This is a genomic window from Geodermatophilus sp. SYSU D00742, assembly GCF_054049935.1.
Map to the genome: position 1 here is coordinate 167076 of NZ_JBJGYJ010000005.1, position 23604 is coordinate 190679.

22 protein-coding genes are annotated in these 23604 nt (G+C 74.5%); 7 read left to right on the plus strand and 15 right to left on the minus strand.

Annotated elements, in window-relative coordinates; genetic code table 11:
* Positions 1 to 9: 9 nt before the first annotated feature.
* The 6 genes from ACI78V_RS05600 to ACI78V_RS05625 form a co-directional block, all read right to left on the minus strand.
* Positions 10 to 1440 carry an MFS transporter gene (locus ACI78V_RS05600; protein ID WP_456849727.1) on the minus strand — a complete coding sequence of 477 codons (1431 nt, stop codon included), beginning with the start codon at positions 1438 to 1440 and terminating at the stop codon, positions 10 to 12.
* 334 nt (positions 1441 to 1774) lie between these two features.
* Positions 1775 to 2431 carry a GntR family transcriptional regulator gene (locus ACI78V_RS05605; protein ID WP_456849729.1) on the minus strand — a complete coding sequence of 219 codons (657 nt, stop codon included), beginning with the start codon at positions 2429 to 2431 and terminating at the stop codon, positions 1775 to 1777.
* Between the two features lie 420 nt (positions 2432 to 2851).
* The gene (locus tag ACI78V_RS05610; protein ID WP_456849730.1) at positions 2852 to 3601 is read right to left on the minus strand and encodes an enoyl-CoA hydratase-related protein; all 750 of its coding nucleotides are present in this window, start codon (positions 3599 to 3601) and stop codon (positions 2852 to 2854) included.
* A gap of 139 nt (positions 3602 to 3740) precedes the next feature.
* The gene (locus tag ACI78V_RS05615) at positions 3741 to 4766 is read right to left on the minus strand and encodes an NAD(P)-dependent alcohol dehydrogenase (RefSeq protein ID WP_456849732.1); all 1026 of its coding nucleotides are present in this window, start codon (positions 4764 to 4766) and stop codon (positions 3741 to 3743) included.
* Complete coding sequence (locus ACI78V_RS05620) at positions 4763 to 5545, minus strand: iron-sulfur cluster assembly protein (protein ID WP_456849734.1); 783 nt, start codon at positions 5543 to 5545, stop codon at positions 4763 to 4765. Before ACI78V_RS05620 ends, ACI78V_RS05615 begins: the two co-directional genes overlap by 4 nt.
* Before the next feature lie 10 nt (positions 5546 to 5555).
* Positions 5556 to 6599, minus strand: a complete 1044-nt coding sequence (locus tag ACI78V_RS05625; protein WP_456849735.1) for an amidohydrolase family protein — start codon at positions 6597 to 6599, stop codon at positions 5556 to 5558.
* Positions 6600 to 6823: 224 nt separating this feature from the next.
* Between ACI78V_RS05625 and ACI78V_RS05630 the strand changes: the two genes are divergently transcribed.
* The 4 genes from ACI78V_RS05630 to ACI78V_RS05645 all read left to right on the plus strand — a co-directional run bounded on the left by ACI78V_RS05630 (position 6824) and on the right by ACI78V_RS05645 (position 11237).
* Positions 6824 to 8287, plus strand: a complete 1464-nt coding sequence (locus ACI78V_RS05630; RefSeq protein WP_456849737.1) for an AAA-type ATPase lid domain-containing protein — start codon at positions 6824 to 6826, stop codon at positions 8285 to 8287.
* A 116-nt stretch (positions 8288 to 8403) separates the two neighbouring features.
* On the plus strand, positions 8404 to 8820 hold the full coding sequence (locus ACI78V_RS05635; protein WP_456849739.1) for a heme-binding protein: 417 nt from the start codon (positions 8404 to 8406) through the stop codon (positions 8818 to 8820).
* 108 nt (positions 8821 to 8928) lie between these two features.
* Positions 8929 to 9543 (plus strand): TetR/AcrR family transcriptional regulator, encoded by a 615-nt coding sequence (locus ACI78V_RS05640; RefSeq protein WP_456849741.1) that lies wholly within the window; start codon positions 8929 to 8931, stop codon positions 9541 to 9543.
* Positions 9540 to 11237: an MDR family MFS transporter gene (locus ACI78V_RS05645; protein WP_456849742.1), complete on the plus strand. Its 1698-nt coding sequence runs from the start codon at positions 9540 to 9542 to the stop codon at positions 11235 to 11237. The genes ACI78V_RS05640 and ACI78V_RS05645 overlap by 4 nt, the downstream gene beginning before the upstream one ends.
* Before the next feature lie 49 nt (positions 11238 to 11286).
* On the opposite strand, the gene ACI78V_RS05650 is transcribed toward ACI78V_RS05645, so the two are convergent.
* Positions 11287 to 12315, minus strand: coding sequence for an NAD(P)-dependent alcohol dehydrogenase (locus ACI78V_RS05650; RefSeq protein ID WP_456849744.1), 1029 nt, complete (start codon positions 12313 to 12315; stop codon positions 11287 to 11289).
* An 82-nt stretch (positions 12316 to 12397) separates the two neighbouring features.
* Here ACI78V_RS05650 and ACI78V_RS05655 point away from each other — a divergent pair, with 82 nt between their 5' ends.
* Positions 12398 to 13060 carry a TetR/AcrR family transcriptional regulator C-terminal domain-containing protein gene (locus ACI78V_RS05655; protein WP_456849746.1) on the plus strand — a complete coding sequence of 221 codons (663 nt, stop codon included), beginning with the start codon at positions 12398 to 12400 and terminating at the stop codon, positions 13058 to 13060.
* Between the two features lie 10 nt (positions 13061 to 13070).
* On the opposite strand, the gene ACI78V_RS05660 is transcribed toward ACI78V_RS05655, so the two are convergent.
* From ACI78V_RS05660 to ACI78V_RS05675, 4 genes are all read right to left on the minus strand, one after another.
* A complete protein-coding gene (locus ACI78V_RS05660) occupies positions 13071 to 13427 on the minus strand; it encodes a thioredoxin family protein (RefSeq protein ID WP_456849748.1) in 357 nt (118 codons plus the stop codon).
* 46 nt (positions 13428 to 13473) lie between these two features.
* Positions 13474 to 14400 (minus strand): oxygenase MpaB family protein, encoded by a 927-nt coding sequence (locus ACI78V_RS05665; protein WP_456849750.1) that lies wholly within the window; start codon positions 14398 to 14400, stop codon positions 13474 to 13476.
* Between the two features lie 83 nt (positions 14401 to 14483).
* Positions 14484 to 15362 (minus strand): AMP-binding protein, encoded by an 879-nt coding sequence (locus ACI78V_RS05670; RefSeq protein WP_456849771.1) that lies wholly within the window; start codon positions 15360 to 15362, stop codon positions 14484 to 14486.
* Complete coding sequence (locus tag ACI78V_RS05675; RefSeq protein ID WP_456849752.1) at positions 15247 to 16578, minus strand: LLM class flavin-dependent oxidoreductase; 1332 nt, start codon at positions 16576 to 16578, stop codon at positions 15247 to 15249. The genes ACI78V_RS05670 and ACI78V_RS05675 overlap by 116 nt, the downstream gene beginning before the upstream one ends.
* A gap of 227 nt (positions 16579 to 16805) precedes the next feature.
* Between ACI78V_RS05675 and ACI78V_RS05680 the strand changes: the two genes are divergently transcribed.
* Entirely contained in the window at positions 16806 to 18005 is a 1200-nt protein-coding gene (locus tag ACI78V_RS05680) for a serine hydrolase domain-containing protein (protein ID WP_456849754.1), read from the plus strand.
* A gap of 86 nt (positions 18006 to 18091) precedes the next feature.
* Positions 18092 to 18739, plus strand: coding sequence for a TetR/AcrR family transcriptional regulator (locus ACI78V_RS05685; protein ID WP_456849756.1), 648 nt, complete (start codon positions 18092 to 18094; stop codon positions 18737 to 18739).
* Positions 18740 to 18755: 16 nt separating this feature from the next.
* Here the strand turns inward: ACI78V_RS05685 and ACI78V_RS05690 are convergent, their stop codons facing one another.
* The 4 genes from ACI78V_RS05690 to ACI78V_RS05705 all read right to left on the minus strand — a co-directional run bounded on the left by ACI78V_RS05690 (position 18756) and on the right by ACI78V_RS05705 (position 23359).
* Positions 18756 to 20243, minus strand: coding sequence for a mannitol dehydrogenase family protein (locus tag ACI78V_RS05690; protein ID WP_456849758.1), 1488 nt, complete (start codon positions 20241 to 20243; stop codon positions 18756 to 18758).
* A 204-nt stretch (positions 20244 to 20447) separates the two neighbouring features.
* Complete coding sequence (locus ACI78V_RS05695; RefSeq protein ID WP_456849760.1) at positions 20448 to 21143, minus strand: VWA domain-containing protein; 696 nt, start codon at positions 21141 to 21143, stop codon at positions 20448 to 20450.
* A gap of 303 nt (positions 21144 to 21446) precedes the next feature.
* Entirely contained in the window at positions 21447 to 22529 is a 1083-nt protein-coding gene (locus tag ACI78V_RS05700) for an AAA family ATPase (protein WP_456849763.1), read from the minus strand.
* Positions 22526 to 23359 (minus strand): mycofactocin-coupled SDR family oxidoreductase, encoded by an 834-nt coding sequence (locus ACI78V_RS05705; RefSeq protein ID WP_456849765.1) that lies wholly within the window; start codon positions 23357 to 23359, stop codon positions 22526 to 22528. The genes ACI78V_RS05700 and ACI78V_RS05705 overlap by 4 nt, the downstream gene beginning before the upstream one ends.
* Between the last annotated feature and the right edge of the window lie 245 nt (positions 23360 to 23604).

Below are 23604 nucleotides of genomic sequence, written 5' to 3' on the forward strand. Positions count from 1 at the left end.
CGGGTCGGGTCAGTCGGTGGCGGAGTCGGCCGTCGGCCGGGAGGCGGCCACCCGGTTGCGGGGCGTGGGGACCCCGCCGGGCGCCGACGTCCGGATCGAGCGCTCGAGGGCGGCGACCTCGTCGCGCTCCGTCCGCCCCCAGGTCTCGCGGGTCAGCAGCGCGGCGACCAGGCCCAGCAGGCCGTAGCCGCTGAACAGCAGCGCCGGGCCGATCCAGCCGAAGCCGGCGTAGAGCGCGGTGGTGACGAGCGGGGTGAACCCGGACACGACGGCCGACATCTGGTAGGCCAGCGACGCGCCGGTCGTACGGGTCTTGGTCGCGAACAACTCCGAGAACCAGGCGCCCTGCACCCCGGCCAGCGAGTTCTGCAGCACCGCGTAGCTGATGACGAAGGCGAAGACGATCGCCACGGCCGCGCCGGTGTTGACCACGAGGAACAGCGGGATGCCCCACAGCAGGTGCAGCGCGGTGCCCAGCAGGTACACCGGGCGCCGCCCGACGCGGTCGGTCAGCGCGCCCCAGTACGTGGTGGCGAAGATGCCGATCCCGGCCGCGATCATGGTCGCGGTGAGCGTGACCGACCGGTCGGCCAGCTCCTCGGCGGCGACGTACGACAGCATGAACGTGACCGACACCGCGTAACCGGCGGTCTCGGTGATCCGCAGGCAGAAGGCGCGCAGGATGTTCCGCCAGTCGTCGCGGAGCACCTCGAGGAGCGGGTTCTTGGAGAGCTCGCCCTCCTCCTTGAGCTCCTCGAACTCGGGCGACTCCTCGACCTTGAGCCGGATCACGATGCCCACGACGATCAGGACGGCGCTGAGCAGGAACGGCACGCGCCACGCCCACGAGCCGCCCAGCGGGACGCTGGCCAGGAAGGCGAGGTTGGCCAGCAGCAGCCCCACCGGGAAGCCGGCCTGGGTGATGCCGGTGTACAGGCCCTTCTTGCGCCAGGGCGCGTGTTCGAAGCACATGAGGATCGCGCCGCCCCACTCCGCGCCGAACGCGAGGCCCTGGACGACCCGGACGACCACCAGCAGGATGCCGGCCCAGATGCCGACCTGCTGGTAGGTGGGCAGGACCCCGATGAGCACCGTCGCGATGCCCATGAGCAGCAGGGAGCCGACGAGGACCGGCTTGCGGCCGATCCGGTCGCCGAGGTAGCCGCCGATGATCCCGCCGAGCGGGCGCACCGCGAAACCGATGCCCAGCGTGGCGAAGGACAGCAGCGTGCCCGACAGCGGGTCGTCCGCGGGGAAGAAGGCGGTGTTGAAGTACAGCGCGGCCGCGATGCCGAAGCCGATGAAGTCGTAGGTCTCGATCGTCGCGCCGACGGAGCACCCGATGGCGACCTTCTTCTTGGTCGGGGTGCCCTCGATCGGGTGCCAGGCGGCGACCTCTTCGAGATGGGGGTCGCGGACGGGAGGGTGCCGTTCGGTCATGGTGTCTCCGGGTGGGCGATGGGCGTGGTCCCCGTTGTGCGTTAACTGTTAACAGTCAACTCCCGACCGAGTGTGGGTGGCGCGCGTCACGGTGTCAAGGGTCACTCCGGGATCGGCCGCATCCCGGGCGCGGGCCGGCGCGGCAGGTGCGGGCCGGCGTCACCCCCGGGCAGGACGGACCGGACAGGCTCCGGCCGCGCTGCCGCCGTGGGGGCGGAGCGGGGTAGGCGGCGTTTGCCGCCGGGGATGCGGCAGTCCCGCCGGGCATGCGCTGCCGTCGGGCCTGCGGCGCCGCCGCCACAGAGGGGGTCGGTGCTGCTGCCGCACGGAGCGGTCAGGCGGGCTGGGCGGACTCCGCGAAGTGCTCGGCAGCGGCGGTCATGTGGTCCTCGAGCACACGCTGGGCCCCGGCCACGTCCCCCTGCTCGATGGCGTCGACGATCGGGGCGTGCCGGTCCCGTGCCGTCATCGGTGCCTGCCACGCCGCGGCGTTGAGGATGGCCACCCGCATGCGGCCCTCCAGCCGCTGCCACGCCTCGACGAGCATCGAGTTGCCCGACAGACGGCAGAGCAGGAGGTGGAAGGCCAGGTCCGCCTCGATCCGTGCCGGCGACTCCTCGTCCTCGGCGGCGATCCGCTCGAGCGCGTCGCGCAGCGCAACCACCGCGGCCTCCCGCCGCGGGGAGGCGATGACCTCCCGGACCGCCAGGCCCTCGAGGGCCGCGCGGACCTGGAAGAGCTCGCGGACCTCTGCGGCGCTGAGGCTGTTGACCCGCAGCATCCCCCGGTTGCCGGCGGTGACCAGGCCCTCCTGCTGGAGGTGCCGGAGTGCCTCCCGCACCGTGCCCCGGCTCACCCCGAGCGACGACGCGAGCTCGACCTCGCCGAGGTGGTCACCGGGCCGGTAGTGGCCGGAGAGGACGGCCGAGCGCAGTGACTCGAGCGCGCGTTCGCGCAGGGTGCTGCGGTCCAGACTGGCCAGCGACTCCACGGTCGTCCCCTCTCCCCGACCCCGACATCGTAGTGGTCGTGAGTCGACACCCGGCAGAGGACTGTCGACAGCACGGCGGGCCGATGTCCCGGGTGACACACGGCGGCGGAGGATGCGGGGACCGACGGGCTACGCGACCTCGGCCGTGCTGCCGGCGAGCAGGTCCGGGGCGACCGCCCCGACGTCGGGGCGGTCGACGCCCAGCCGGCGCTGCACCGCGGGCGAGGTCAGGCCGATCTCGCGGCCGACGATGCGCGCGCCCTCAGGTGCGGGCCACGTCCGGTGGGGTGGTCGCCTGCGTCATCACCGTCCTCGGGGAGCCGGCGGGACCCCGACCATGCAGGTTGCCCCCGCGCGCGACCTGCTGCGGCGTTCCGGTCACCGGGACCCGGCGCCGGACCGTGCCCGGCCGAGGACGGATCACCTCCCCTGCCACCGGGGCGTGCGCCGTCCCAGGAAGGCGGCGATGCCCTCCACCCGGTCCTGGGAGGCGAGGACCGTCTCCTGCGCGGCCGCGGTGGCCGACCACCCCAGGTCCTCGTCGGCCTCCTGCTGGGTGGCGATCGCCCGGAGGGTCTCCCGCACGCTGACGGGGGACGACGCGCAGATCTCCCCGGCCATCGCGAGCGCCGCCTCGACCGCACCACCCGGCGCCGCGAGGCGGTTGACCAGGCCGAGCTCGTGCGCGCGGCGGACGTCGAGCTCCGCCCCGGTGAGGAGCAGTTCCCGTGCGACGTTGACGGGCAGTGAGCGCAGGGCACGGAAGAGCCCGCCGGAGCTGGCGACCAGCCCCCGGCGGCTCTCCGGCAGCGCGAAGCGTGCGGTGGTGGAGGCGACCACGAGGTCGCTGGCCAGCACGATCTCGAATCCCCCGCCGAACGCCGGCCCCTCCACGGCGGCGATCAGCGGCTTGACCCGCGACCGGCGGATCAGGCCGTACTCCCCGCCGCGCTCCGTGGCCGGGCTGACCGGCTCGTTGAGGTCGGTGCCCGCGGAGAACACCGTCGCCGTCCCCGTGATGACGCCGACCAGGAGCCCCGGGTCGTCGTCCAGGCGGTCCAGCGCGGCCTCGATGCCGTCGGTCGTCGCGCGGTCGATGGCGTTGCGCTTCTCCTCGCGCTGGATGCGGACGACGAGGACCCGGTCGCGCACTTCCTGGACCACAGCCATGGCCTCTTCCTACCGGGCGGCGGGGTGCTCCTGGGACCGGGCAGCCGCCCGGCTGCGGAGGCAGCCGTCCCGGGACGCACCCGGCGCGGTCCCCGGCAGGCCCTCCCGGCCGGCGCACCGGCCGGGAGGGCTGTCCGGGTCAGGGGACGAGGATGGCGCGCCCCCGCACCTTCCCGGCGTCGAGGTCGCGCAGCGCGTCCACGGCCCGGTCGAGCGGGTACTGCTGGGTGTGCAGGGTGACCTTCCCGGCCTGCGCGAGCACCATCAGCTCGGCCAGGTCGCTGTAGGTGCCGACGATGTTGCCGACCACGTTCTTCTCGCCGGCGACGAAGTCCAGCGTCGGGATCCGGAGCTCGCCGCCGTACCCGATGACGTAGTACGAGCCGGCCGGGCCGGTCATGTGCCAGCCGTCCATCTCCGCGCCCTGCTCGGCGACGAAGTCGAAGACGACGTCCGCGCCCCCGCCGGTCAGGTCCTGGACCGCCTGTACCTGGTTGCCGTCGGCGACCACGGTCTCGTCCGCGCCGATCTGCCGGGCGAGCTCCAGGGCATCGGGGTTGCGGTCGACGACGACGATCCGGGTGCCCGACAGTGCGGCCAGGCACTGGACGCCGATGTGGCCCAGGCCGCCGGCGCCCTGCACGACCGCCGTCGTGCCCGGGTGCAGCAGCGGCAGCGCCTTGCGCACGGCGTGGTAGGCGGTGATGCCGGCATCCGCCAGTGCGGCGACGCCGGCCGGGTCGGTGGACGGGTCGAGCTTCACGCAGGCGCGGGCGGTGGTGCGCAGGTACTCGGCCATGCCGCCGTCGTTGTTCGACAACCCGGGGAAGAAGGCGTTCGCGCACTGCATGTCGCGGCCGGCGCGACAGGCCGTGCACAGACCGCAGCTGGGCTGGGGGTGCAGGATCACGGTGTCCCCGACGGCGACGTTGGTGACCCCCTCCCCGACCTGGTGCACCCACCCGGCGTTCTCGTGCCCGATCACGTAGGGCAGGTCCGGGTTCTGCAGCTCGGCCCACTGGCCCTCGAGGATGTGCAGGTCGGTGCGGCAGACCCCGGCGCCGCCGATCCTGACGATGACGTCGAGGGGCCCCTGGAGCCGGGGTTCGGGGATGTCGTCGATCGAGGGGTCGGCGTGGTACTCGTGCACGCGGACAGCCTTCACGGGTGGGTTCCCTTCGAGACGGTGAGCGGGAGCAGCGGGCGGTCCTCGGGACGGGGCACCTGGTCGGCCTCCGCGCCGGGGTAGCGGGTGGCCAGCAGGCCACGGCAGAAGTGCGCGTTGCCGTCGACGGAGATCCGCACGGAGCGGGCCCGGCGCAGGAGCAGGGGTGCTTCCTGGGGGTCGGGGCGGGTCCCGTCGTCGCGGACCAGCACCGGCGCGGCACCGTCCACCGGCAGGCCGAGGGCGGCCCGCCGGCGCAGCAGCCCCTCCGTCGTCGGCGCGCCGGGTGGCAGGTCGGCGAGGGTGAGTCCGGCGACGTCGGCTGCGGCGAGCGACGGGTCGGCGCGCAGCGCGGCGGTGAGCGCCCGCTCCATCGCCGCGGTGTGCGCCTTGCGGGTGAAGGTGGCCCGCAGCTCGTCGAGGGACTCCTCCGCCTCGGAGGCGAAGGTGGTCCGGTAGTCGGCGCCCGCGGCCAGGCCGCGGTTGATCAGGTCGGAGTCGTGGTGGTCGTCGAGCGCCACCACGACCCGCTCCACCCCGGGGACGGCGGCCACCGCCTCCCGGGCGTCGGAGGCCATCAGCCAGGCGAAGTTCGGCGCGCAGAACGACGTCGGCAGGCGCAGGTGGACCTCGACGGTCCCGCCGTCCACGGCGACCGAGCGGACGAAGCCGAGGTCGGTGATCGGCTCGTCGAGCTCGGGGTCGACGACGGTGCCGAGGGCGGCACGGACCCCTCCCTCGAGACCGGGAGCGGCGAGGCCGGGCAGGACGGCGGTCATCGGCACACCCTCACGCCATCGCCAGGTCGGCGGCCTCGGGCTGGCGCGGGCCGGTCGCGGGCTCGCCGGCCTCGGGCAGCCGCAGCTCCTCGGGCACCGGCAGGTCGTAGAGCCGCGCGGCGTTGAGGCCGAGCACCTTCTTCTTCTGCGCGGTGGTGAGCGGCGCGTACTCGCTCAGGTCCTCGGGGATCTGGAAGTCCACGAACCGCTCGACCAGCCACTTCGGCGTCCAGAGCGCGTAGTCGCTGGAGAACAGGATGCGGTCCTCCCCCACCCAGTAGAGGAGCTCGCCGATGATCTGGGCGAAGTACCGCGGCCGCGTGTGGATGAAGGGCATGGCGACGGCCAGGCCCGCGTGCACGTTGGGCTCCTGGGTGGCGATCCAGCAGAAGTCCTCCAGCCGGGGCAGGCCGCAGTGCTCCACGACGAAGGTCAGGTCCGGGAAGTCGGTGGCCGCGTGGTCGACGTCGGCCACGTCGAAGGCGTCGCGGTCCAGCGGCCGGATCGTCGGGCCCTTGTGGACGTGGATGTTCCGGATGCCGAGCTCCTGGGAGAGCTCGAAGTACCGGTAGGCCATCGGGTCGGTGAGCTTCCAGCCGCGGGACTCCCCGTGCCAGTCGGCGGTGTAGAGCTTCACGCCCTTGAGCCCGAACCGCTCGGCGTCGGCACGCAACCGGTCCAGGCCGTTCTCCCCGTCGCGGGGGTCCCAGTAGTGGTTGTAGGTCAGCTTGTCGGGGTGCTGAGCGGCGAGGGCGGACGCCTCGTCGGTCTGGCCGAAGCCCCGGTGGTAGAACTCGGCCAGCCGCGCCGGCTGGAAGATCGCGTGGTCGACGATGCCGTCGACGAACACGTCGCGCATCAGCCGCTCGCCGCCCTGGTAGAGGTACTCCTCGTAGGACCACACCTCGGACTCGGGGCTGAGGTTGCGGTGGTAGTCGTAGAAGCAGTCGATGAACTGCTTGCCGTGGACGTTGCGCTGGTTCTCCGGCCGCCCGTCCCACAGGGCGATGTGGGCGTCCACCACGTAGTACTTCTCGCCGTCCTTGGTGTACATCTGCGGTCCCCTCCTGTGGCGCCGGTCACACTGGTGGAGCAGACGCTAGGCACGGCCGCACAAGCGCAGAAGCCGGTCGTTGTCTCACTTTGGAACGCCCCGCAGCGCGCCCCGGAACGCCCCGGAGCACGCCGGCCCGGGGTTACATTCGTGTGACGCGGGCCACTCGACCCCCGGCGCCGGTACCGGCCGGCCGCCTCCCAGCCCCGCGCAGGAGGTGTCCCGTGGACGTCCACCGGGCCGCCCCCGCCCCCCTGGCCGACCCGGCGCTCGCCGCGCGGCCGGCACCCTCCCGGCTGCGGGCCTCCTGGCGGCGCAGCCAGGACTACGGCGTCACCCCCGACGAGGTCGTCCCGGTCTTCACCGGCTCGCCGGACACCGGGTCGCTGCTCTACGAGTGCGCCCACCAGGTGCTCACCGACCTGCAGGCGACCATCGCCAACGAGCCGGTCAGCCTCATGGTCGCCGACGCCGAGGGGCTGGTCCTCGCCCGGCTGTGCACCGACACGGGGATCCTCCGGTCCCTGGACCGGGTGCACCTGGCACCGGGCTTCTCCTACGCCGAGCGCAACGCGGGCACCAACGGGCTCGGGCTGTCCCTGGCCGACCGCGCGCCGTCCCTCGTCCGGGCCGCGGACCACTGGTGCGCCGAGCTGCGCGGGTTCACCTGCGCCGCCGTGCCGGTCGTGGACCCGGTCAGCGGCGGCCTCGCCGGCAGCATCAACCTGACCACCTGGTCGGACTCCTCCTCCGACCTGCTGCTCGGACTGGCCCAGGCGGCGGCGAGCGCGACCAGCGCGCTGATGCTGGTCCGCGCCGGGGGGCGGACGGTGCGCCCCGCCCCGCGGGGCGAGGTCTTCCACGTCGTGGGTGGGCGCCTCGCCGCCGACGCCGGCGACCCGTGCGTGTCCGCCGGGTGGCGGGCCGCGGCGGCCCACGCCGCAGGGGCGGCCGACCGGGTGACCGCGGTGGTCGGCGAGCCGGGCGCCGGCAAGGCGGCCCTGGCCGCCCTGGCCCGCCGGCGGGTCGTCCCGCGGCAGCGGGTCCTGCACGCCCGGGCACCCGAGGGCCCGGACGTCGCGGCCTGGCTGGAGCTGTGGACGCCGGAGCTGCGCGACGCCGACACCCTCGTGGTGGTCTCCGGACTGCCACACCTGCCGGCCTGGGCGGCCGAGGAGCTGGCGCAGACCCTGGGCGCGGTCCGCCGCACCGGCCGGCCGCAGCCGTTCGTCCTCACCGCGCCGGACTTCGGGGCGATCCCCGGGCACCTGGCCCGGCTGGTGGACACCGTCGTCGAGGTGCCCGCGCTGCGGCACCGCACGGACGACGTCGTTCCGCTCGCCCGCTGGTTCGCCGAGCAGGAGCGGCACCGCGAGGTCGGGTTCACCGCCCGCGCGGTGCGTGCGCTGACCTCCTGCTCGTGGCCGGGCAACGTGCGCCAGTTGCGGCGCCTGGTCCGGGAGGCGGCAGCCCGCGCCGACCTCGTCGACGTCCACCACCTGCCGCCGGAGGTCCTCGACGGCGGGGGCCGCCCGCTCACCCGGCTCGAGCGGCTCGAGCGCGACGAGATCGTCCGCTGCCTCACCGAGCCGGGGACCACGATCACCCGCGCGGCCGAGGAACTGGGCATCGGCCGCGCGACGCTCTACCGCAAGATGGCCCAGTACAAGATCACGCTGCCGCGCTGACGCGTGCCCGACCCGGGGTCGCCGCGGGACCCGGGCGATCGCGCGGCGCCGCCCGTCGGCACGGTGTGCCCGGAGTCGCGGGACGCCGCGGCCGACGACGACCGGGAGGAACGGGCATGAGCCACGGCATCGGGCACGACCAGGCACGCGCGGCGGCGGACGCCGCCCTCGCCCACGCGGCGGAGCTCGGCGTGCGGGTGAGCGTCGCGGTGGTCGACGCCGCCGGGATGGAGGTCGTCGTCTCCCGCGCGGACGGCGCGCCCGGCTTCACCGCGGGGATCGCCCGGACCAAGGCGGCCACGGCGACGGCGTTTCGCCGTCCCTCGGGGGAGCTCGCGGAGGTCCGGGAGCGGCGCCCGGAGGTGCTCGAGGTGGCCGGGGCCCAGCTGGGCTTCCGGCCGACCACCCTCGGCGGCGGGTTGCCGGTGCTGCGCGACGGCGAGGTCGTCGGTGGCGTCGGGGTGAGCGGCGCGACCCCGGAGGAGGACACCGCCTGCGCCCAGGCCGCCCTCGGGTCGTTCACCGGGGCCTGACCGACCCGACCGTCGCCCGCCGGGCGGCGGGCCGCGGGGCCCGGCCACCCCCGTGGGATCGCCCACAGCTGCGCGTGGATCCGTGCACGTCGTGCAAAGATGCACGTCGTGCACGAAACCGGGCTCCGTGAGCGCAAGAAGTCCGACACCCGGCGCCGGCTCACCGAGGCGGCCCAGGAGCTGGTCCTCGCCGCGGGGCTCGACGGCGTGACCGTCGAGCAGATCTGCAGCCGGGCCGGGGTGTCGCTGCGCACGTTCTTCAACTACTTCGAGTCCAAGGAACGGGCCGTCGTCGGCGAGGAACCGCCGCTCGGGACACCCGAGACGCGAGCGGCGTTCCTCGCCGGGGGTCCCACCGGCGACCTCCTGGCCGACCTGCTGGACCTGCTCGACCCGACCCCCGTGGTCACCGAGGTCGGCCGCACCGGCCTGCAGACGGCGATGGCCCTGGCCGAGCGGGAGCCCCGACTGCTGGCCGCCCACCTGGCCCGGGCCGCCTCCAAGGAGCGCGAGATCGCCGGCCTGCTCGCCGAGCGTCTCGCCCTGCCCGGCCCCGACGCCGGCTGCACCGCGCTCGCGGCGGCGGCCCAGGCCCTGGTGATGACGGCGTGCCGCGCCTGGTTCGAGGCCGACGACGGCACCCCCCTCTCCCCCTACCTCGAGGCGACGCGGACCGCGTTCCTCGCCACCCTCAGCCCGGCGCCGACGACCTCGGCGTCATGACCAGTCCGGGGAGCACGTTGACCACCGCCACCACCGATCCGGCGCCGATCGTCCTGACCCGCCGCCGGGTCAACCTCATCTTCTCCGCGCTCATCGCGGGGATGCTCGTGTCCAGCCTGGACCAGACGATCATCTCCACGGCGATGCCGACGATCGTCGGCGACCTCGGCGGGGTCTCGCACATGGCCTGGGTCACCACGGCCTACCTGCTGGCCAGCACGATCGTCATGCCGGTCTACGGCAAGTTCGGCGACCTGTGGGGACGCCGCACGCTGTTCCTGGTCGCGATCGGGTTGTTCACCGTCGCGAGCGTCGGCGCGGCCCTGTCGCCGGACTTCACCTGGTTCGTGATATGGCGCGGCGTCCAGGGTCTCGGCGGCGGCGGCCTGATGATCCTGTCGCAGGCCATCATCGCCGACGTCGTCCCGGCCCGGGAGCGCGGCAAGTACATGGGCCCGCTGGGCGCGGTGTTCGGTCTGTCCGCGGTCGCCGGCCCGCTGGTCGGCGGCTACTTCACCGACCACGCGAGCCTGGGCTGGCAGTGGTGCTTCTGGATCAACGTGCCGGTCGGCGTGGCGGCGCTGCTCATCGGCTGGTCAGCCCTCACCCTGCCGCGCAAGCGCAACACCGAGCCGGTGGACTACGCGGGTGTCGTGACGCTGTCGGCCGCCACCGCGTCGCTGGTCTTCTCCACCGACTCCGGCGGCGACCGCGGCTGGACCGACGGCGCGACGCTGGCCCTGATGGCCACCTTCGTCGTCTCGGCGCTGGCCTTCGTGCTGGTCGAGCAGCGGGCGGTGCAGCCGATCATCCCGCTGAGCCTGTTCCGCAACCGCACCTTCGTGGTCACCACCGCGCTCGGCGCGGCCGTCGGCCTGGGCATGTTCTCGGCGATCGCCTTCATGCCGACGTTCCTGCAGATGGCCTCGGGCACCTCGGCGGCCGACTCCGGCCTGCTGCTGCTGCCGATGATGGGCGGCCTGTTCATCACCGTGATCGGCTCGGGCATCGCGACCACCAGGACGGGGCGCTACAAGGCCTTCCCGATCGCCGGGGTGCTCGTCGTGGCCGCCGCCATGGTGTGGATGACCACGCTGTCGGGTGGGACCTCGCTGGTCACGATCTGCACGATGCTGTTCGTCATCGGCCTGGGCCTCGGGCTGATCATGCAGATCGTCGTCCTGGTGGCGCAGAACGCCGTCCCGCCGTCGGACCTCGGCGCGGCCACCGCGACGAACAACTACTTCCGCGAGGTCGGCGCCACCCTGGGTGTGGCGATCTTCGGGACGGTCTTCACCAGCCGGCTCGCCGAGAACCTCACCGGCGCCCTGCAGGCCAACGGCGAGCAGGCGGTCACGGCCGGCATCACCTCACCCGAGAGCCTGGTGCCGGCCGCGGTGCAGGCCGCCGGGGAGCCGCTGCGGACCGCGATCGTCGACTCCTACGCCGACGCACTGGCGCCGGTGTTCGGGTACCTGCTCCCGGCCTTCGCCATCGCCCTGGTGCTGGCCCTGCTGCTCAAGGAGATCCCGCTGTCCGACGTCGCCGGCATGGTCGCCCGCGGTGAGGCGGTGGAGGACCCGGGGCCGGCGCGCTCGCACGCCCCGGCCGGGCGGCCGGAGGACGGGACCGCCCCGCGCCCCGACGGCCGGCGCCCCGCCGGCGACGAGCCGGAACCGGCACCACTGCACTGATGCCCGGCCACCGCGGCCGGACCCGGTCCCCGGGTCCGGCCGCGGTGGGTCAGGGCACGGTGACGACGACCTTGCCCACCCCGTCGCCGTCCAGCAGGCGGCGGACCGCGGCCGCGGTGTCGGCCAGCGGGTAGGAGCGGTCCAGGACCGGGGTGAGTCGGCCGGCCTCCAGCAGCCCGGCGAGCACCCGCAGGTCCGCGGCGTTCTCCGACGCGACGAAGGTGCCCAGCCGCTGGGCGACGAACGGCGAGAGCACCGAGGCGCGCAGCTGGCGGTCGGTGCCGCCGAGCCACCGGCCCCCGTTCTCCCCGCCGACGATGACCAGCCGGCCCCGCGGGGTCAGGGCGCGGCGCAGCTCGGCCAGCCGGCGGTTGCCACCGATGTCGAGGACGACGTCGTAGCGCTGCCCACCGGCGGTGACGTCCTCCCGCGCGTGGTCGAGGACGACGTCGGCGCCGAGGGCCCGGACCGCCGCGACCTTGTCGGTGCGACAGGTCGCGGTGACCTCCGCGCCGGCGTCCTTCGCCAGCTGGACGGCGAAGGTGCCCACGCCGCCCGAGGCGCCGATCACCAGCACCCGCTGGCCGGCCCCCACCCGCCCGTGGTCGCGGACGGCCTGCAGCGCGGTGAGCCCGGAGACCGGCACCGCGGCGGCCGCCGCGGACGAGGTGCCCGCCGGCATCGGGGCGAGCTTCCCGGGCCGGGCCAGCGCGTACTCGGCGAAGGTGCCCCGGCCGACGCCGAACACGTCGTCACCGGGCGCGAACCCCTCCACGCCGTCGCCCACGGCCACCACCGTCCCGGCCAGGTTGCGGCCCGGGTTGGGCCCCTCCGGTCGGCGCAGGCCGAACCCGGCCAGCCGGATCGGGTAGGGCAGCCCGGCCATCACGTGCCAGGTGCCCCGGTCGACGCTGGCCGCCGCGACCCGCACCAGCACCTCGCCCGCTCCGGGTTCCGGCCGGGCCCGCTGCCCGAGGCGCAGCACCTGCTCCGGCGCCGCCCCGTAGCGCTCCTGCAGCACCGTGGTCATGACCTCGGCGGCCGGTCCGGCCCGCTCCCCCATCCGTTCGTCCTGCACAGCGTCCTCCGTCGTCTCGTGGCTTACGGCGTAAGACTGGACTTACAGCGTAAGCTCGTCAAGCCATGACCGGAGACCGTCGTTGACCCCGCGCGGGTCCCGCCCCCCACTGAGCCGGGAACGGGTGCTGGCCGCGGCCGTCGCCCTCGCCGACGCCGGTGGCGTCGAGGGGCTGAGCATGCGACGGCTGGGCGAGGCACTCGGCGTGGAGGCGATGTCGCTCTACCACCACGTCGCCAACAAGGACGCCCTGCTCGACGGCATGATCGACGTCGTCTTCGCCGAGATCGAGCTGCCCACCGGGGAGGACTGGCAGGCGGCGATGCGTCGCCGGGCGATCTCGGCCCGGGCGGCCCTGTCCCGGCACCGGTGGGCGATCGGCCTCATGGAGTCGCGGACCAGCCCCGGCCCGGCGACCCTGCGCCAGCACGACGCCGTCCTGGGGTGCCTGCGGGCGGCGGGGTTCTCCGTCGTCCTCGCCGGGCACGCGTTCTCGGCGATCGACAGCTACGTCTACGGGTTCGCGCTGCAGGAACGCGGGCTGCCCTTCGACACCCCCGAGGAGACCGCCGAGCTGGCGCAGGTGATGCTGGCCGCGTTCCCGGTCGACACCTACCCGCACCTGCACGAGTTCACGACCGAGCACGTGATGCGGCCCGGGTACGACTACGCGACCGAGTTCGAGTTCGGCCTGGACCTGGTGCTCGACGGGCTGGAGCGGGCGCGGTCGGCACAGGCCCGGTGAGTCGGGCGGCTCACCGGTGGGGGAACTGCTCCCGCACCGCGACCATGTCCAGCTCCCGGACGGTGGCGATCAGCAGCTCCACCGAGTCGGCCGGCAGGGCGCCGGGCTCGGCGAACACCGGGACGCCGTCCCGGAACACCATCAGCGTCGGCACGGCGCGGACCCCGACGGCCGCCGCGAGGCCCCGCTCGGCCTCGGCGTCGACGGTGGCGAAGACCAGGTCCGGGTGACGTTCGGCGGCCGCCTCGAACACCGGCGCGAACCCGCGACTGGGGCCGTACCAGGGCGCCCGGAAGTCGACGAGCACGATGCCGGCGGCCTCCACCGTGTCGGCGAAGTCACCCGCCGAGAGACGGACCGTGGTCATGGCGCGCTCCTCGAGGCGTCGGCGGCACCCGGCGCCCGATGGTCCCTCACGACGGCGGCCGGGTCCACGCGGGCGCGGGCCCCAGGCCCAGGCGCCAGCGCGCCGCCTCCTCCGACGGGCTGCGGGACCCCAGCACCAGCCGCAGCCCGCGCAGCTGCGCGCGCGTAACCGGCAGCCGCACGACGCCCGCGCCGCGGCCCGGCACCCCGGCCGCCGGGGCGAGGACCGGGGACACCAGCAGCCCGGCGGCGCCGGACAGCCCGCGGTAGAACACCTGCTCGGCCGGGCCGAGACCGGGCGGGGCGGCGAGGAAGGCGCGCACCTCGGCGGGCACGGGTTCCAGCACCGGCCGGTAGGAGTCCAGCGCCTCGGCCAGCTCGGCGGCGGTGCCGGGCAGGTCGTCGGCACCGAGGGCGTGGGCGCTGCGGGCCCACTCGGCCACGTACCGGTCCGGCCAGTGCCGTCCGAACCGGGCCGGCGCGGGCCGGCCCACGGCCTGCTGCGCGGCCAGGAAGGCGTCGGTGAACGCCAGGTGCACCCAGCGCAGCAGCTGCGGATCGCCGGCGGAGTAGGGGCGACCGGCGGCGTCGGTGCCGCGGACGACGGTGTGCATGCGCCGCACCCGGGCCGCCTCCCGCTCGGCCAGCTCCGCCGACCCGAACGTCGTCACCACCAGCCAGCGCGCCGTCCCCGCCAGCCGCGCCCAGGGGTCGGCCAGGTAGGCCGAGTGCCGCTGCACCCCGGCCAGCGCCAGCGGGTGGGCGGCCTGGCCGAGCAGCGCGGCGACCCCGCCGACGAGGGTGGACAGATCGCCGTGCACCCACCACACGACGCCGTCCGGCTCGAACCAGCCGGGCCCGCCGCCCACCGTGCCGATGTCGCGCACCCAGTCCGGCGCGCCGGCCGGGTCACCGGACACCCGGGCGCGGAACCGGGACCGCACGGCCTCGGGCAGGGCGGTCACGGCGGGCACGCCCCCACGGTGCCAGCCCGGCCGGGACCGCGCAGCGCGTCGGACGGTCGGGAGCAGGCGTGACCGTCGGAGCAGCCCGGAGCTCAGCCGGTGGGCGCGGCCGTGGAGGGCGCGGGGTCGCGGAGCCGGTCGTCGCGGAACTCGGCCGACGCCGGGGCTGCGCCCTCGGACCGCTGCGCCTCCAGGGCGCGCAGGTCGACGCGGCGGATCTTGCCCGAGATGGTCTTGGGCAGGTCGGCGAACTCGATGCGGCGGACCCGCTGGAAGGGAGCCAGCCGCTCCCGCGCGTGGGCGAGGATCGACCGCGCGGTCTCCTCGTCCGGCGACCACCCCTCGGCCAGGACGACGAAGGCCTTGGGCACGGCCAGCCGTACCGGGTCCGGCGCCGGCACGACGGCCGCCTCGGCGACCGCCGGGTGCTCGATGAGGACGCTCTCCAGCTCGAACGGGCTGATCTTGTAGTCGCTGCTCTTGAAGACGTCGTCCGTGCGGCCGATGTAGGTGATGTGTCCCTCGGGGTCGCGCCGGGCGACGTCCCCGGTGTGGTAGTAGCCGCCGGCCATCGCCTCCGCGTGGCGCTGCGGGTCGTCGGTGTAGCCGGTCATCAGCCCGACCGGGCCCGCCGAGAGGTCCAGGCAGATCTCCCCCTCGTCGGCCGGGCGGCCGGTGAGGGGGTCGACCAGCACCGCCGGGACGCCGGGCAGCGGGCGGCCCATCGACCCGGGGACAACGTCCTGGCCGGGGGTGTTGGCGATCTGGACGGAGGTCTCGGTCTGCCCGAAGCCGTCCCGGATGGTCAGCCCCCATTGCTGGCGGACCTGCTCGATCACCTCCGGGTTGAGCGGCTCACCGGCGGCCACCACCTCCCGGAGACGTCCCGGGCCCCCGGACAGGTCGGCCTGGATCAGCATCCGCCAGACCGTCGGCGGCGCGCAGAAGGAGGTGACGCCGCAGCGGCGGATGTGTCCCAGCAGCGCCGAGGCGTCGAAGCGGCGGTAGTTGTGGACGAACACCGTGGCCTCGGCGATCCAGGGGGCTGATCGGCTCCATCGTCGGGAACTCGTGCACGGCCGGGAGCACCTCGCGGGCGAAGAGCGCGGTGCTCTTCTCGGCGACGTCCTGCGGCATGTTGCCGAAGCGCATGACGAGCATGAACTCCTCGGGGTGGAACTCCTCGGCGATCGCCCGCAGCTTGGTGATGCACTGCTCCGGCGTGCCCCAGACGTGGTTGTCGAGGTAGGTCTGGGCCATGCCGGCGGCGGCGACCTCCTTCGACGGCACCGCGCCGGCCATCTGCGCGTAGTGCTCGTAGCCCCTCGTCGTCGCGAAGTGGTTGCTGAACAGCTCGTAGTTGCGGACGGCGCTGTCGGCGTACTGCGGCACGAACTGGCGGGCGCCGGCCTCCGCCTCGGCCTCGGTCTCGGCGCAGTAGACGTTCATGTGGATGCGCGGCCGGACCGGCGGCAGCCCGCACTCCGCCCGGGCGCGGCTGAACTCGGTGAGGTCGGCGTGGTAGTCCGCCCACGGCTTCTGCGGGATGATCAGCGGCTTCAGGCCGAAGCGGGCGCCGATGGGGGCCGAGGCCGGCGACCCCCAGGAGAAGTGCATCGCGTCCAGCAGCTGCTGCGGGTCCCGCGGGCGGGGCCGCATCGACACGTCCTCGAACCGGTAGTGCTCCCCCGTGAAGCTGAACCGCTCCTCGGTCAGCGCCTTCTGGATGACCTGGATGCTCTCGGCGAAGCGCTCCTTGGACTCGTTCATGTCGAAGCCGAGCTGCCGGAACTCGCGCCGGCCGGCGCCCCGCCCGACCCCGATGAACGGCGTCCGCCCGCGCAGGACGTACTGCAGCATCGTCATGTCCTCGGCCACCCGCAGCGGGTGGTGCCAGGGCAGGACGACGATCATGGTCCCGACGTCGATCCGGCTGGTGGCCCCGGCGAAGTAGCTCAGCAGCTGGATCGGGTTCGTGATCATCGTGTACGGGCTGACGTGGTGCTCGACGGTCCACAGCGAGTCGAAGCCGAGGTCCTCCAGCTCCAGCGCCGAGTCGATCTCCTCCTCGAACCGCCTGGCGTCCTCCTGCGGGTCCAGGGGGGCCACGGACTCCCCGTTCTCGACCGCCTCGAAGCGGTCCCAGTCCTGGTAGCCCTGGATGAAGAGCGTGATGCCACAACGCATGTCCGTGCCTCCTGGCGATCGGAACGGTGTGCGGGAACCCCTGCCGGATCGGCAGTGAGGTGGGTCACAGTGGCAGTGCCGCTGGCTGCCGTCAACTGACTGGACGCCGGTCCAGCGACTCGTTGACCGTGGCGCTGCGGAGGCCCTACCGTGGCGCGCCTCACACCCGTCAGGGGGGCCCGCCGGGCCTCGGGCGGACCTGGCCAGCACGCACCGAGGAGCGGTCCATGGCAGCAGAGGTGTCGGTGAACGGGCACGTCGCCCCCGGTTTCGAGGGCGTGCGGCAGGCGTTCGAGGAGAACTTCCGGGTGCGCGGGGACGTCGGCGCCTCGGTGGCCGTCTACGTCGACGGGGCACCCGTGGTGGACCTCTGGGGTGGCGTCGCGGACCCGGCCACCGGTCGCGCCTGGGGGCCGGACACGACGACCCTGGTCTACTCCGCGACGAAGGGTGCCACGGCGGTCCTGGTACACGCGCTGGCCGAGGCCGGCGTCCTGGACCTCGACGCCCCGGTGGCCACCTACTGGCCGGAGTTCGCCGCGAACGGCAAGGCGGGCGTGACGGTGCGGATGCTGCTCACCCACCAGGCCGGGCTGCCCGTGCCGACCGCCGAGCTCACCCGCGAGGACCTCTTCGCCGGTGGACCGGTCGCCGCCGCGCTGGCCGCGCAGGAGCCGCTGTGGGAGCCCGGCACCGCGCACGGGTACCACGCCCTGACCCACGGCTGGCTGCTCGGCGAGCTCGTCGCCCGCGTGACCGGCCGCTCCCTGGGCGCGGAGTTCGCCGAGCGGGTCGCCGCACCGCTGAAGCTCGACCTCTGGATCGGCGTCCCCGAGGGCACCGAGGTCGACTACGCACCGCTGCTCGACGGTGTCCCCGACCCCACGGCGCTCGAAGCCATCGAGGACCCCGCGGTCAAGGCCGTGGTCATGCAGGTGGTGGGGGCGATGATGGACCCCACGTCGCTGTTCGCGCGGGTGCTGTCGACCAACGGCGCGCTGCCCACCCCGCACGCCGAGACCTGGAACGACCCCCGCGCACGCCACATGGAGCAGCCGGCCGCCAACGGCGTCACCAACGCCCGGTCGCTGGCCCGGATGTACGCGGCGACGGTGGGCACCGTCGACGGCGTCCGCCTGCTGTCCGAGGCCACCGTCGAGGCCGCCCGCGCCGAGCAGGTGTTCGGCCCCGACCGGGTCCTGATGAGCCCGAGCCGGTTCGGCAGCGGCTTCATGCTCGACCACGCCGGGATGCCGCTGCTCGGCCCGTCGTCCTTCGGCCACCAGGGCGCCGGCGGGGCCCTCGGCTTCGCCGACGTGGAGCACCGGGTGGGCTTCGGCTACGCGCAGAACCAGCTGGGCGCCTCCCTCGTCGGCGAACCCCGCACCGCCGCCCTCATCGACGCGCTGCGGGCCAGCCTGGGGTGAGCACGGCCGCAGGGTCCCGGGGACGCGCTGTCCCCGGGGCCCGCACGGCGGAGCGGGCGGCGCCGTTGCGTCCCTACACTCACCCGGTGTCCGAGGAAGCCCCCGCAGCGCAGGTGAAGGCGCGCCCGAGCATCCGCGAGGCACAGAAGGCGTCGACGTTCGAGGTGCTCCTGCGGGCGGCCGAGGAGCTCTTCGTCGAGCGCGGTTACGCCGCCACCACCATCGAGCAGATCGCCTCCCGCGCCGGTGCCAGCCGCGCGACCTTCTACCTGCACTTCGACGGGAAGTGGCAGGCGGCCGCGGCGCTGGCCGAGCGCCGGCTGATGCCCGAGACCATCGAGTACTACCAGCGCCTCGACGCGCTGGGCGTCCCCACCCGCGAGCAGTTGCGGGCATGGCTGGACGACGCCCTGGGCTTCTACGAGCGGCACCGCGACGACGTCGTCGTCAACCGCCAGGCCGTCGGGCTCGAGCCCGAGCTCGCGGCCCTGCGGCCGGAGTTCCTGGGCCGGTGCGCGGACGCGATGTCCGGCTACCTGGCGCGGTGGGGCGAGGACCACCGCGAGGAGGCGCGGCTGCGGCTGAGCCTGCTGATCATCCAGCTGACCGACTTCGTGACCGACTGGGTGCTCGGGTACTGGCACACCGACCGGCAGGTCGTGCTCGACGTCCTGCTCGACCTGTGGACCGCCGGCCTGGGTCTGCACCCCGAGCCGCCGGGCCCGGGCGCCTGACCGGGGCGTCGGCGGGTCAGGTCGTGGCCAGCTCCGCGACCAGCGTCTCCAGGGTGGCCCGGGCGCCCCGCTCGTACAGCGAGGTCAGCGCCGCCTGGTAGGGCCGGGTGAAGCGCTCGTCGTCCACGAGGTCGCCGAACAACTCGCGGTCGGCGAGGAAGGCGAGCGGGTCCTGCCGCTGGCGGCGGGCGGCGGCGGCGAGCGGGTCGCGCCGCCGGTCGGCGACCTCGATCGGCTGCCCGTCCTCGTCCACGCCCTCGCAGTAGCGCGCCCACCCGGCGACGACCGCGGCCGACCGGCGCACCTCCCCTCCGGCGGCCAGGTTGTCCCGGACCACCGGGAGCAGCCACTTCGGCAGCCGCTCCGAGCCGTCGAAGGCCAGGCGCGCCAGCGTGTCGCGGACGTGCGGGTTGGAGAACCGCTCGACCAGGCTCCTCCGGTACTCCTCGAGGTCGATCCCGGGGACCGGCAGCAGGGTCGGCGTCGCCTCCGCCTCCATGTAGCCGAGCAGGAACCGCCGGAACAGCGGGTCCTGCGCCGCGTCGTGCACCAGCCGGTACCCCGCCAGGCGGCCGAGGTAGGCCAGCGCCTGGTGACCGGAGTTCAGCAGCCGCAGCTTCATCCGCTCGTAGGGGTCGACGTCGGCCACGAGCTGGACCCCGGCGTCCTCCAGGGGCGGTCGGCCGAGGCCGAACCGGTCCTCGAGCACCCACTGGGTGAAGGGCTCGCAGACCACCGGCCAGCCGTCCTCGACACCGAAGCGCCGGGCGACCTCGGCGCGGTCGTCGTCCGTGGTCGCGGGGGTGATCCGGTCGACCATGGAGTTCGGGAACGGCACCTCCGACTGGACCCACGTGCCGAGGTCGGCGTCCCGCAGCGCGGCGAAGGCGGCGAAGGCGCGGCGGGCGACGTCCCCGTTGTGCTGGATGTTGTCGCAGGACACGACGGTGAACGGGGGCAGCCCACGGTCCCGACGCCGGACCAGCGCCTCGACCACCAGGCCGAAGGTCGTCGACGGCGCCGCACCGGGCCGGAGGTCGGCGAGGACGCCGGGGTCGGAGGCGTCGAACCGGCCGGTCACCGGGTCGGTGTTGTAGCCGCCCTCGGTGACGGTCAGCGAGACGATCCGTGTCGTCTCGGCGGCCATCTTCTCGACCACCGCGTCGGGGTCGTCCGGCGCGAGCAGGTACTCCACGACCGATCCCACCACCCGCGCCTCGAGGCTGCCGTCGGAGTGCTTGACGACGAGCGTGTACAGCCCCTCCTGCGCCGCCATGACCTCGGCCATGCGCCGGTCGGACGGCAGGACGCCGACGCCGCAGATCGCCCACTCCCCCGCCTCCCCCTGTTCCAGGAGACGGTCGACGTACATCGCCTGGTGCGACCGGTGGAACGCGCCGACGCCCAGGTGCACGATGCCGGCCCGCAGGCGGGACCGGTCGTAGGTGGGCACCGAGACCCGGCCTGCGATCGACGGCAGGGACGCGGTGGTCAGCGGCGGCATGGGGATCTCCTCGCAGGCGCCGGTCGGGCCGGATGGACCATCATCACCCGGTCGACGGCGAGAACAGGTGTTCCTCGCCCGGCGGGATGCGCCGGTGGACCCGCTGCCCCGCGGCGGCGGCCGGCTGCTGCGCGACCACCAGGGGCGGTGGGCACGTTCGACCCCGCCCCCACACGTGGCCGGCGGCGACGGCACGACCCGGCGTCAGTCCGCGAACAGCGCGCCGAGCGCCCCGGCCACGTCCCGGGCGTCGCGGACCAGCCGCAGCCGCCCGCGCCCCAGCCGGGCGAGGTCGCGCCCCAGGTCGACGTCGCGCTCCCCCGAGACGTCCAGCAGCACGTCCAGCCGCGGCAGGCGGGCGGCGGTGACGCGCGGGTCGGGGCCGGCGTTGTGCACGCAGTCGCTGAGCAGCAGCACGCGCGAGTCCCGGGCGGGTCGGCCGGCCAGCTGCCCCGCCGCGGTCTCCAGCGCGAAGGTCACGTTGGTCAGCCCCTGCGCCGGCACGCGCAGCAGCAGGTCCAGGACGGCGAGCGGGTCGACCTGCTCCCCGAGGCGGACCAGGACCGCGGCGTCGGACCAGAAGGCGACGACGGCCAGCTGGTCGCGGGCCAGCTCGCCGGCGAGCGCGCCCACCGCGGCGGCGGCCGTGCGCACGCGCTCACCCTTCATGGAGCCGGAGAGGTCGACGACGAGCACCACCGAGCGGCGCCGGCGCACCCGCTCGCGGACGACGAGGTCCCGCTCCTCCGGGAAGGGGTTCCCGGCCAGGAGCTCCAGCGTCCGTTCGAGGTCCAGCTCGTCGGAGCCGCCGCTCCACGGCAGGCTGGTCAGCTCACCCACCCCGCGGCGCGGCCGCCGGTCCCGCCGCGGACGCGGGACCGACAGCCGGCGGGCGATCATCCGCGCCCGGCGTCGGGCCTCCTGGTCCGCAGGGCTCCCGGCCGCGAGGTCGGCCAGCGCGATGAGCTCGGCGGGCTCCTCACCCGTGTGCGGCGCCGACCCGCCGGGGCCCTGCGGCGCCGTCGGGGTCCGCCGTCGGTCGCCCGAGGACAGCGCCAGCCCGCCACCGCCGGGCGCCGGCCGGTACAGCGACGGCGCCTCGGTCAGCTGCTTGGGCTTGCGCCGCAGGGGCCTCAGGCCCCGCGGCCGGCCCGCCGTCCCGCGGTCGCGCCGGGTGACGGGCGAGTCGGCCTCGACCGCTCTTCAACCGGGGTCGGCCGCCGAGGGCGCCAGGAGGAAGTGGTCCTCCCAGATCTCGCGGAGCACGGCCTCGGGTGAGGTCTCCACCGTCTCGTCCACCGTGATCCGGCCGGACAGGGCCAGCAGCAGCGCGTCGAGGACGACGGCGGTGTACGCCTCGGGCAGGCCCCGCGGCGGCTGCACCGAGGGCTCGTCGGGCAGCGGGACGTCGCGCAGCGCGGCCAGCTGTGCGGCGACGAGGGCGAGGTCGATCGCGCCCCGCACGCTGCTGCCCTGGCGGACGTCGTCGCGCACCCGCGTGGCGCGGGTGAGCGCCACGGCGTCGGCGACCAGGCGCGGTGACTCGACGCCGGTGCGGCGCCCGACGATGCCGCGCTCGGCCTCGGCGTCCTGGTAGCCGATCGCCAGCCGCACCAGGCGGTCGTGCACCGAGGTCGACAGGCGGGTCGTGCCGATGTTGTCGTAGGGGTTCATCGAGGCCACCAGCCGGAAGGTCGGCAGCGCCTCGACCGTGCCCACCCGGGGGACGGCGATGCGCCGCTCGGCCATCGCGGTGAGCAGCGTGTTGAGGGTGTCCTCCGGCGCCCGGTTGAACTCCTCGACGTAGAGGAAGCCCCCGGTGCGCATCGCCTCGACCAGCGGGCCGGGCACGAAGTTCTCCGGCGTGTAGTCCTCGCGCAGCACCCGTGCCGGGTCGTGGTGGCCGACCAGCCGGGTGGGGGTGAGGTCGGCGTTGCCCTCGACGAAGACCAGCGGCACGCCCCACTCGGCGGTGATCGACCGCAGCAGCGTCGACTTCGACGTCCCGGGAGGACCCTCCAGCAGCACGTCGCGCCCGGCGGCGACCGCCGCCAGGAGCAGGTCCAGCTCACGCTCCCGGCCGACCAGGTGGCGGGCCACCCGGCGGCGGATCGCGCGGACCGAGGCGCCGTCGTCGTGCGTGACCCGGCGCCCGGTGACGACGTCGTCGTCGACGGCGTCCCCGTCGACGGGCCGGGGCTCGGGGTGGGCGTGCGGTCTCAGGGCGGGCTCCTCGGTCGGGGCGAGCGCGGGGCGGCGGTGACCGCCGCCCCGCGAGGGCGTCACTTCACCGTGTACCCGGCATCGACCGGGAGGGTCACACCGGTGATGTACCGCGCCTCGTCGGAGACGAGGAACAGGATGGCGTTGGAGATGTCCCGCGCCTCCACGTAGGGCACCGGGAGCGGGTGGAGGGTCTCGAAGATCTCGGTGAACTTCTCCCGCGTCGGGTTCGGGTCCTCCGGGGTGAACAGGCCCCAGGTCTTCTCGTTCTGGATCATCACCGTGTCCACGCCGGTGGGGTGGACGGTGTTGACCCGGATGGACTGCTTGCCGAACTCGTTGGCCAGCGTGCGCATGATGCCGATCACCCCGTGCTTGGCCGCCGTGTAGTGGATGGTGTTCGGCGTCCCCTTGAGGCCGGCCGTCGAGCTGGTGATGACGATGGCCCCGCCCCCGCCGTCGACCAGGTGCGGCAGCGCCACCTTGCAGGTGTTCCACACGCCGGTGAGGTTGATGTCGATCATCTCCTGCCACGCCCGGTCGCTGAGCTCCAGGGACGGCTGGAGCTCGAACACCCCGGCGTTGGCCAGCACGATGTCCAGCCGACCGAGCTGGGACACCCCGTCGTCCACGGCGCTGCGCAACGCCGCCGTGTCACGGACGTCGGCCCTGGTCGCGACGATCCGCCGGTCGAGGGCCTCCACCTGACGGACGGTCTCCGCCAGGTCCTCCTCGGTGGCCGGCGGGTACATGCCGATGGTCTCGACCGGGCCGCAGAGGTCGACGGCGATGATGTCGGCCCCCTCCTCGGCCAGCCGGAGCGCGTGGCTCCTGCCCTGGCTGCGCGCGGCGCCGGTGATGAACGCGACCTTGCCCTCGACTCGACCGGGCACGGGACTCCTCTCGGTGGGGGCGCGACCTGGCTCACACCCGCGCCCGGACGCTAAGGGCACCCCCTGCGACCCGACAAGCCGAGCCGCTCCAGCCGGTGGTGTGCCCCGGTCGCCGCGACGACCTCCCTCCACGCGTGGCGCCCGGTGCCGCGAGGCCCGGGCGCCCCGGGGGGGGCCGGGGGGCGGCCGGGCCCCCCCGGGGGGGGGGGGGGTGTTATTGGCGCCCCCCGGCCTTGCACCGTTGT

Bases quoted from the DNA above. Each gene is read 5' to 3' on its own strand.
- ACI78V_RS05600 (WP_456849727.1), bottom strand. From the start codon at position 1,440: ATGACCGAACGGCACCCTCCCGTCCGCGACCCCCATCTCGAAGAGGTC.
- ACI78V_RS05610 (WP_456849730.1), bottom strand. From the start codon at position 3,601: ATGGCTGTGGTCCAGGAAGTGCGCGACCGGGTCCTCGTCGTCCGCATC.
- ACI78V_RS05620 (WP_456849734.1), bottom strand. From the start codon at position 5,545: ATGACCGCCGTCCTGCCCGGCCTCGCCGCTCCCGGTCTCGAGGGAGGG.
- ACI78V_RS05625 (WP_456849735.1), bottom strand. From the start codon at position 6,599: ATGTACACCAAGGACGGCGAGAAGTACTACGTGGTGGACGCCCACATC.
- ACI78V_RS05635 (WP_456849739.1), top strand. From the start codon at position 8,404: ATGAGCCACGGCATCGGGCACGACCAGGCACGCGCGGCGGCGGACGCC.
- ACI78V_RS05645 (WP_456849742.1), top strand. From the start codon at position 9,540: ATGACCAGTCCGGGGAGCACGTTGACCACCGCCACCACCGATCCGGCG.
- ACI78V_RS05660 (WP_456849748.1), bottom strand. From the start codon at position 13,427: ATGACCACGGTCCGTCTCTCGGCGGGTGACTTCGCCGACACGGTGGAG.
- ACI78V_RS05675 (WP_456849752.1), bottom strand. From the start codon at position 16,578: ATGCGTTGTGGCATCACGCTCTTCATCCAGGGCTACCAGGACTGGGAC.
- ACI78V_RS05680 (WP_456849754.1), top strand. From the start codon at position 16,806: ATGGCAGCAGAGGTGTCGGTGAACGGGCACGTCGCCCCCGGTTTCGAG.
- ACI78V_RS05690 (WP_456849758.1), bottom strand. From the start codon at position 20,243: ATGCCGCCGCTGACCACCGCGTCCCTGCCGTCGATCGCAGGCCGGGTC.
- ACI78V_RS05695 (WP_456849760.1), bottom strand. From the start codon at position 21,143: ATGATCGCCCGCCGGCTGTCGGTCCCGCGTCCGCGGCGGGACCGGCGG.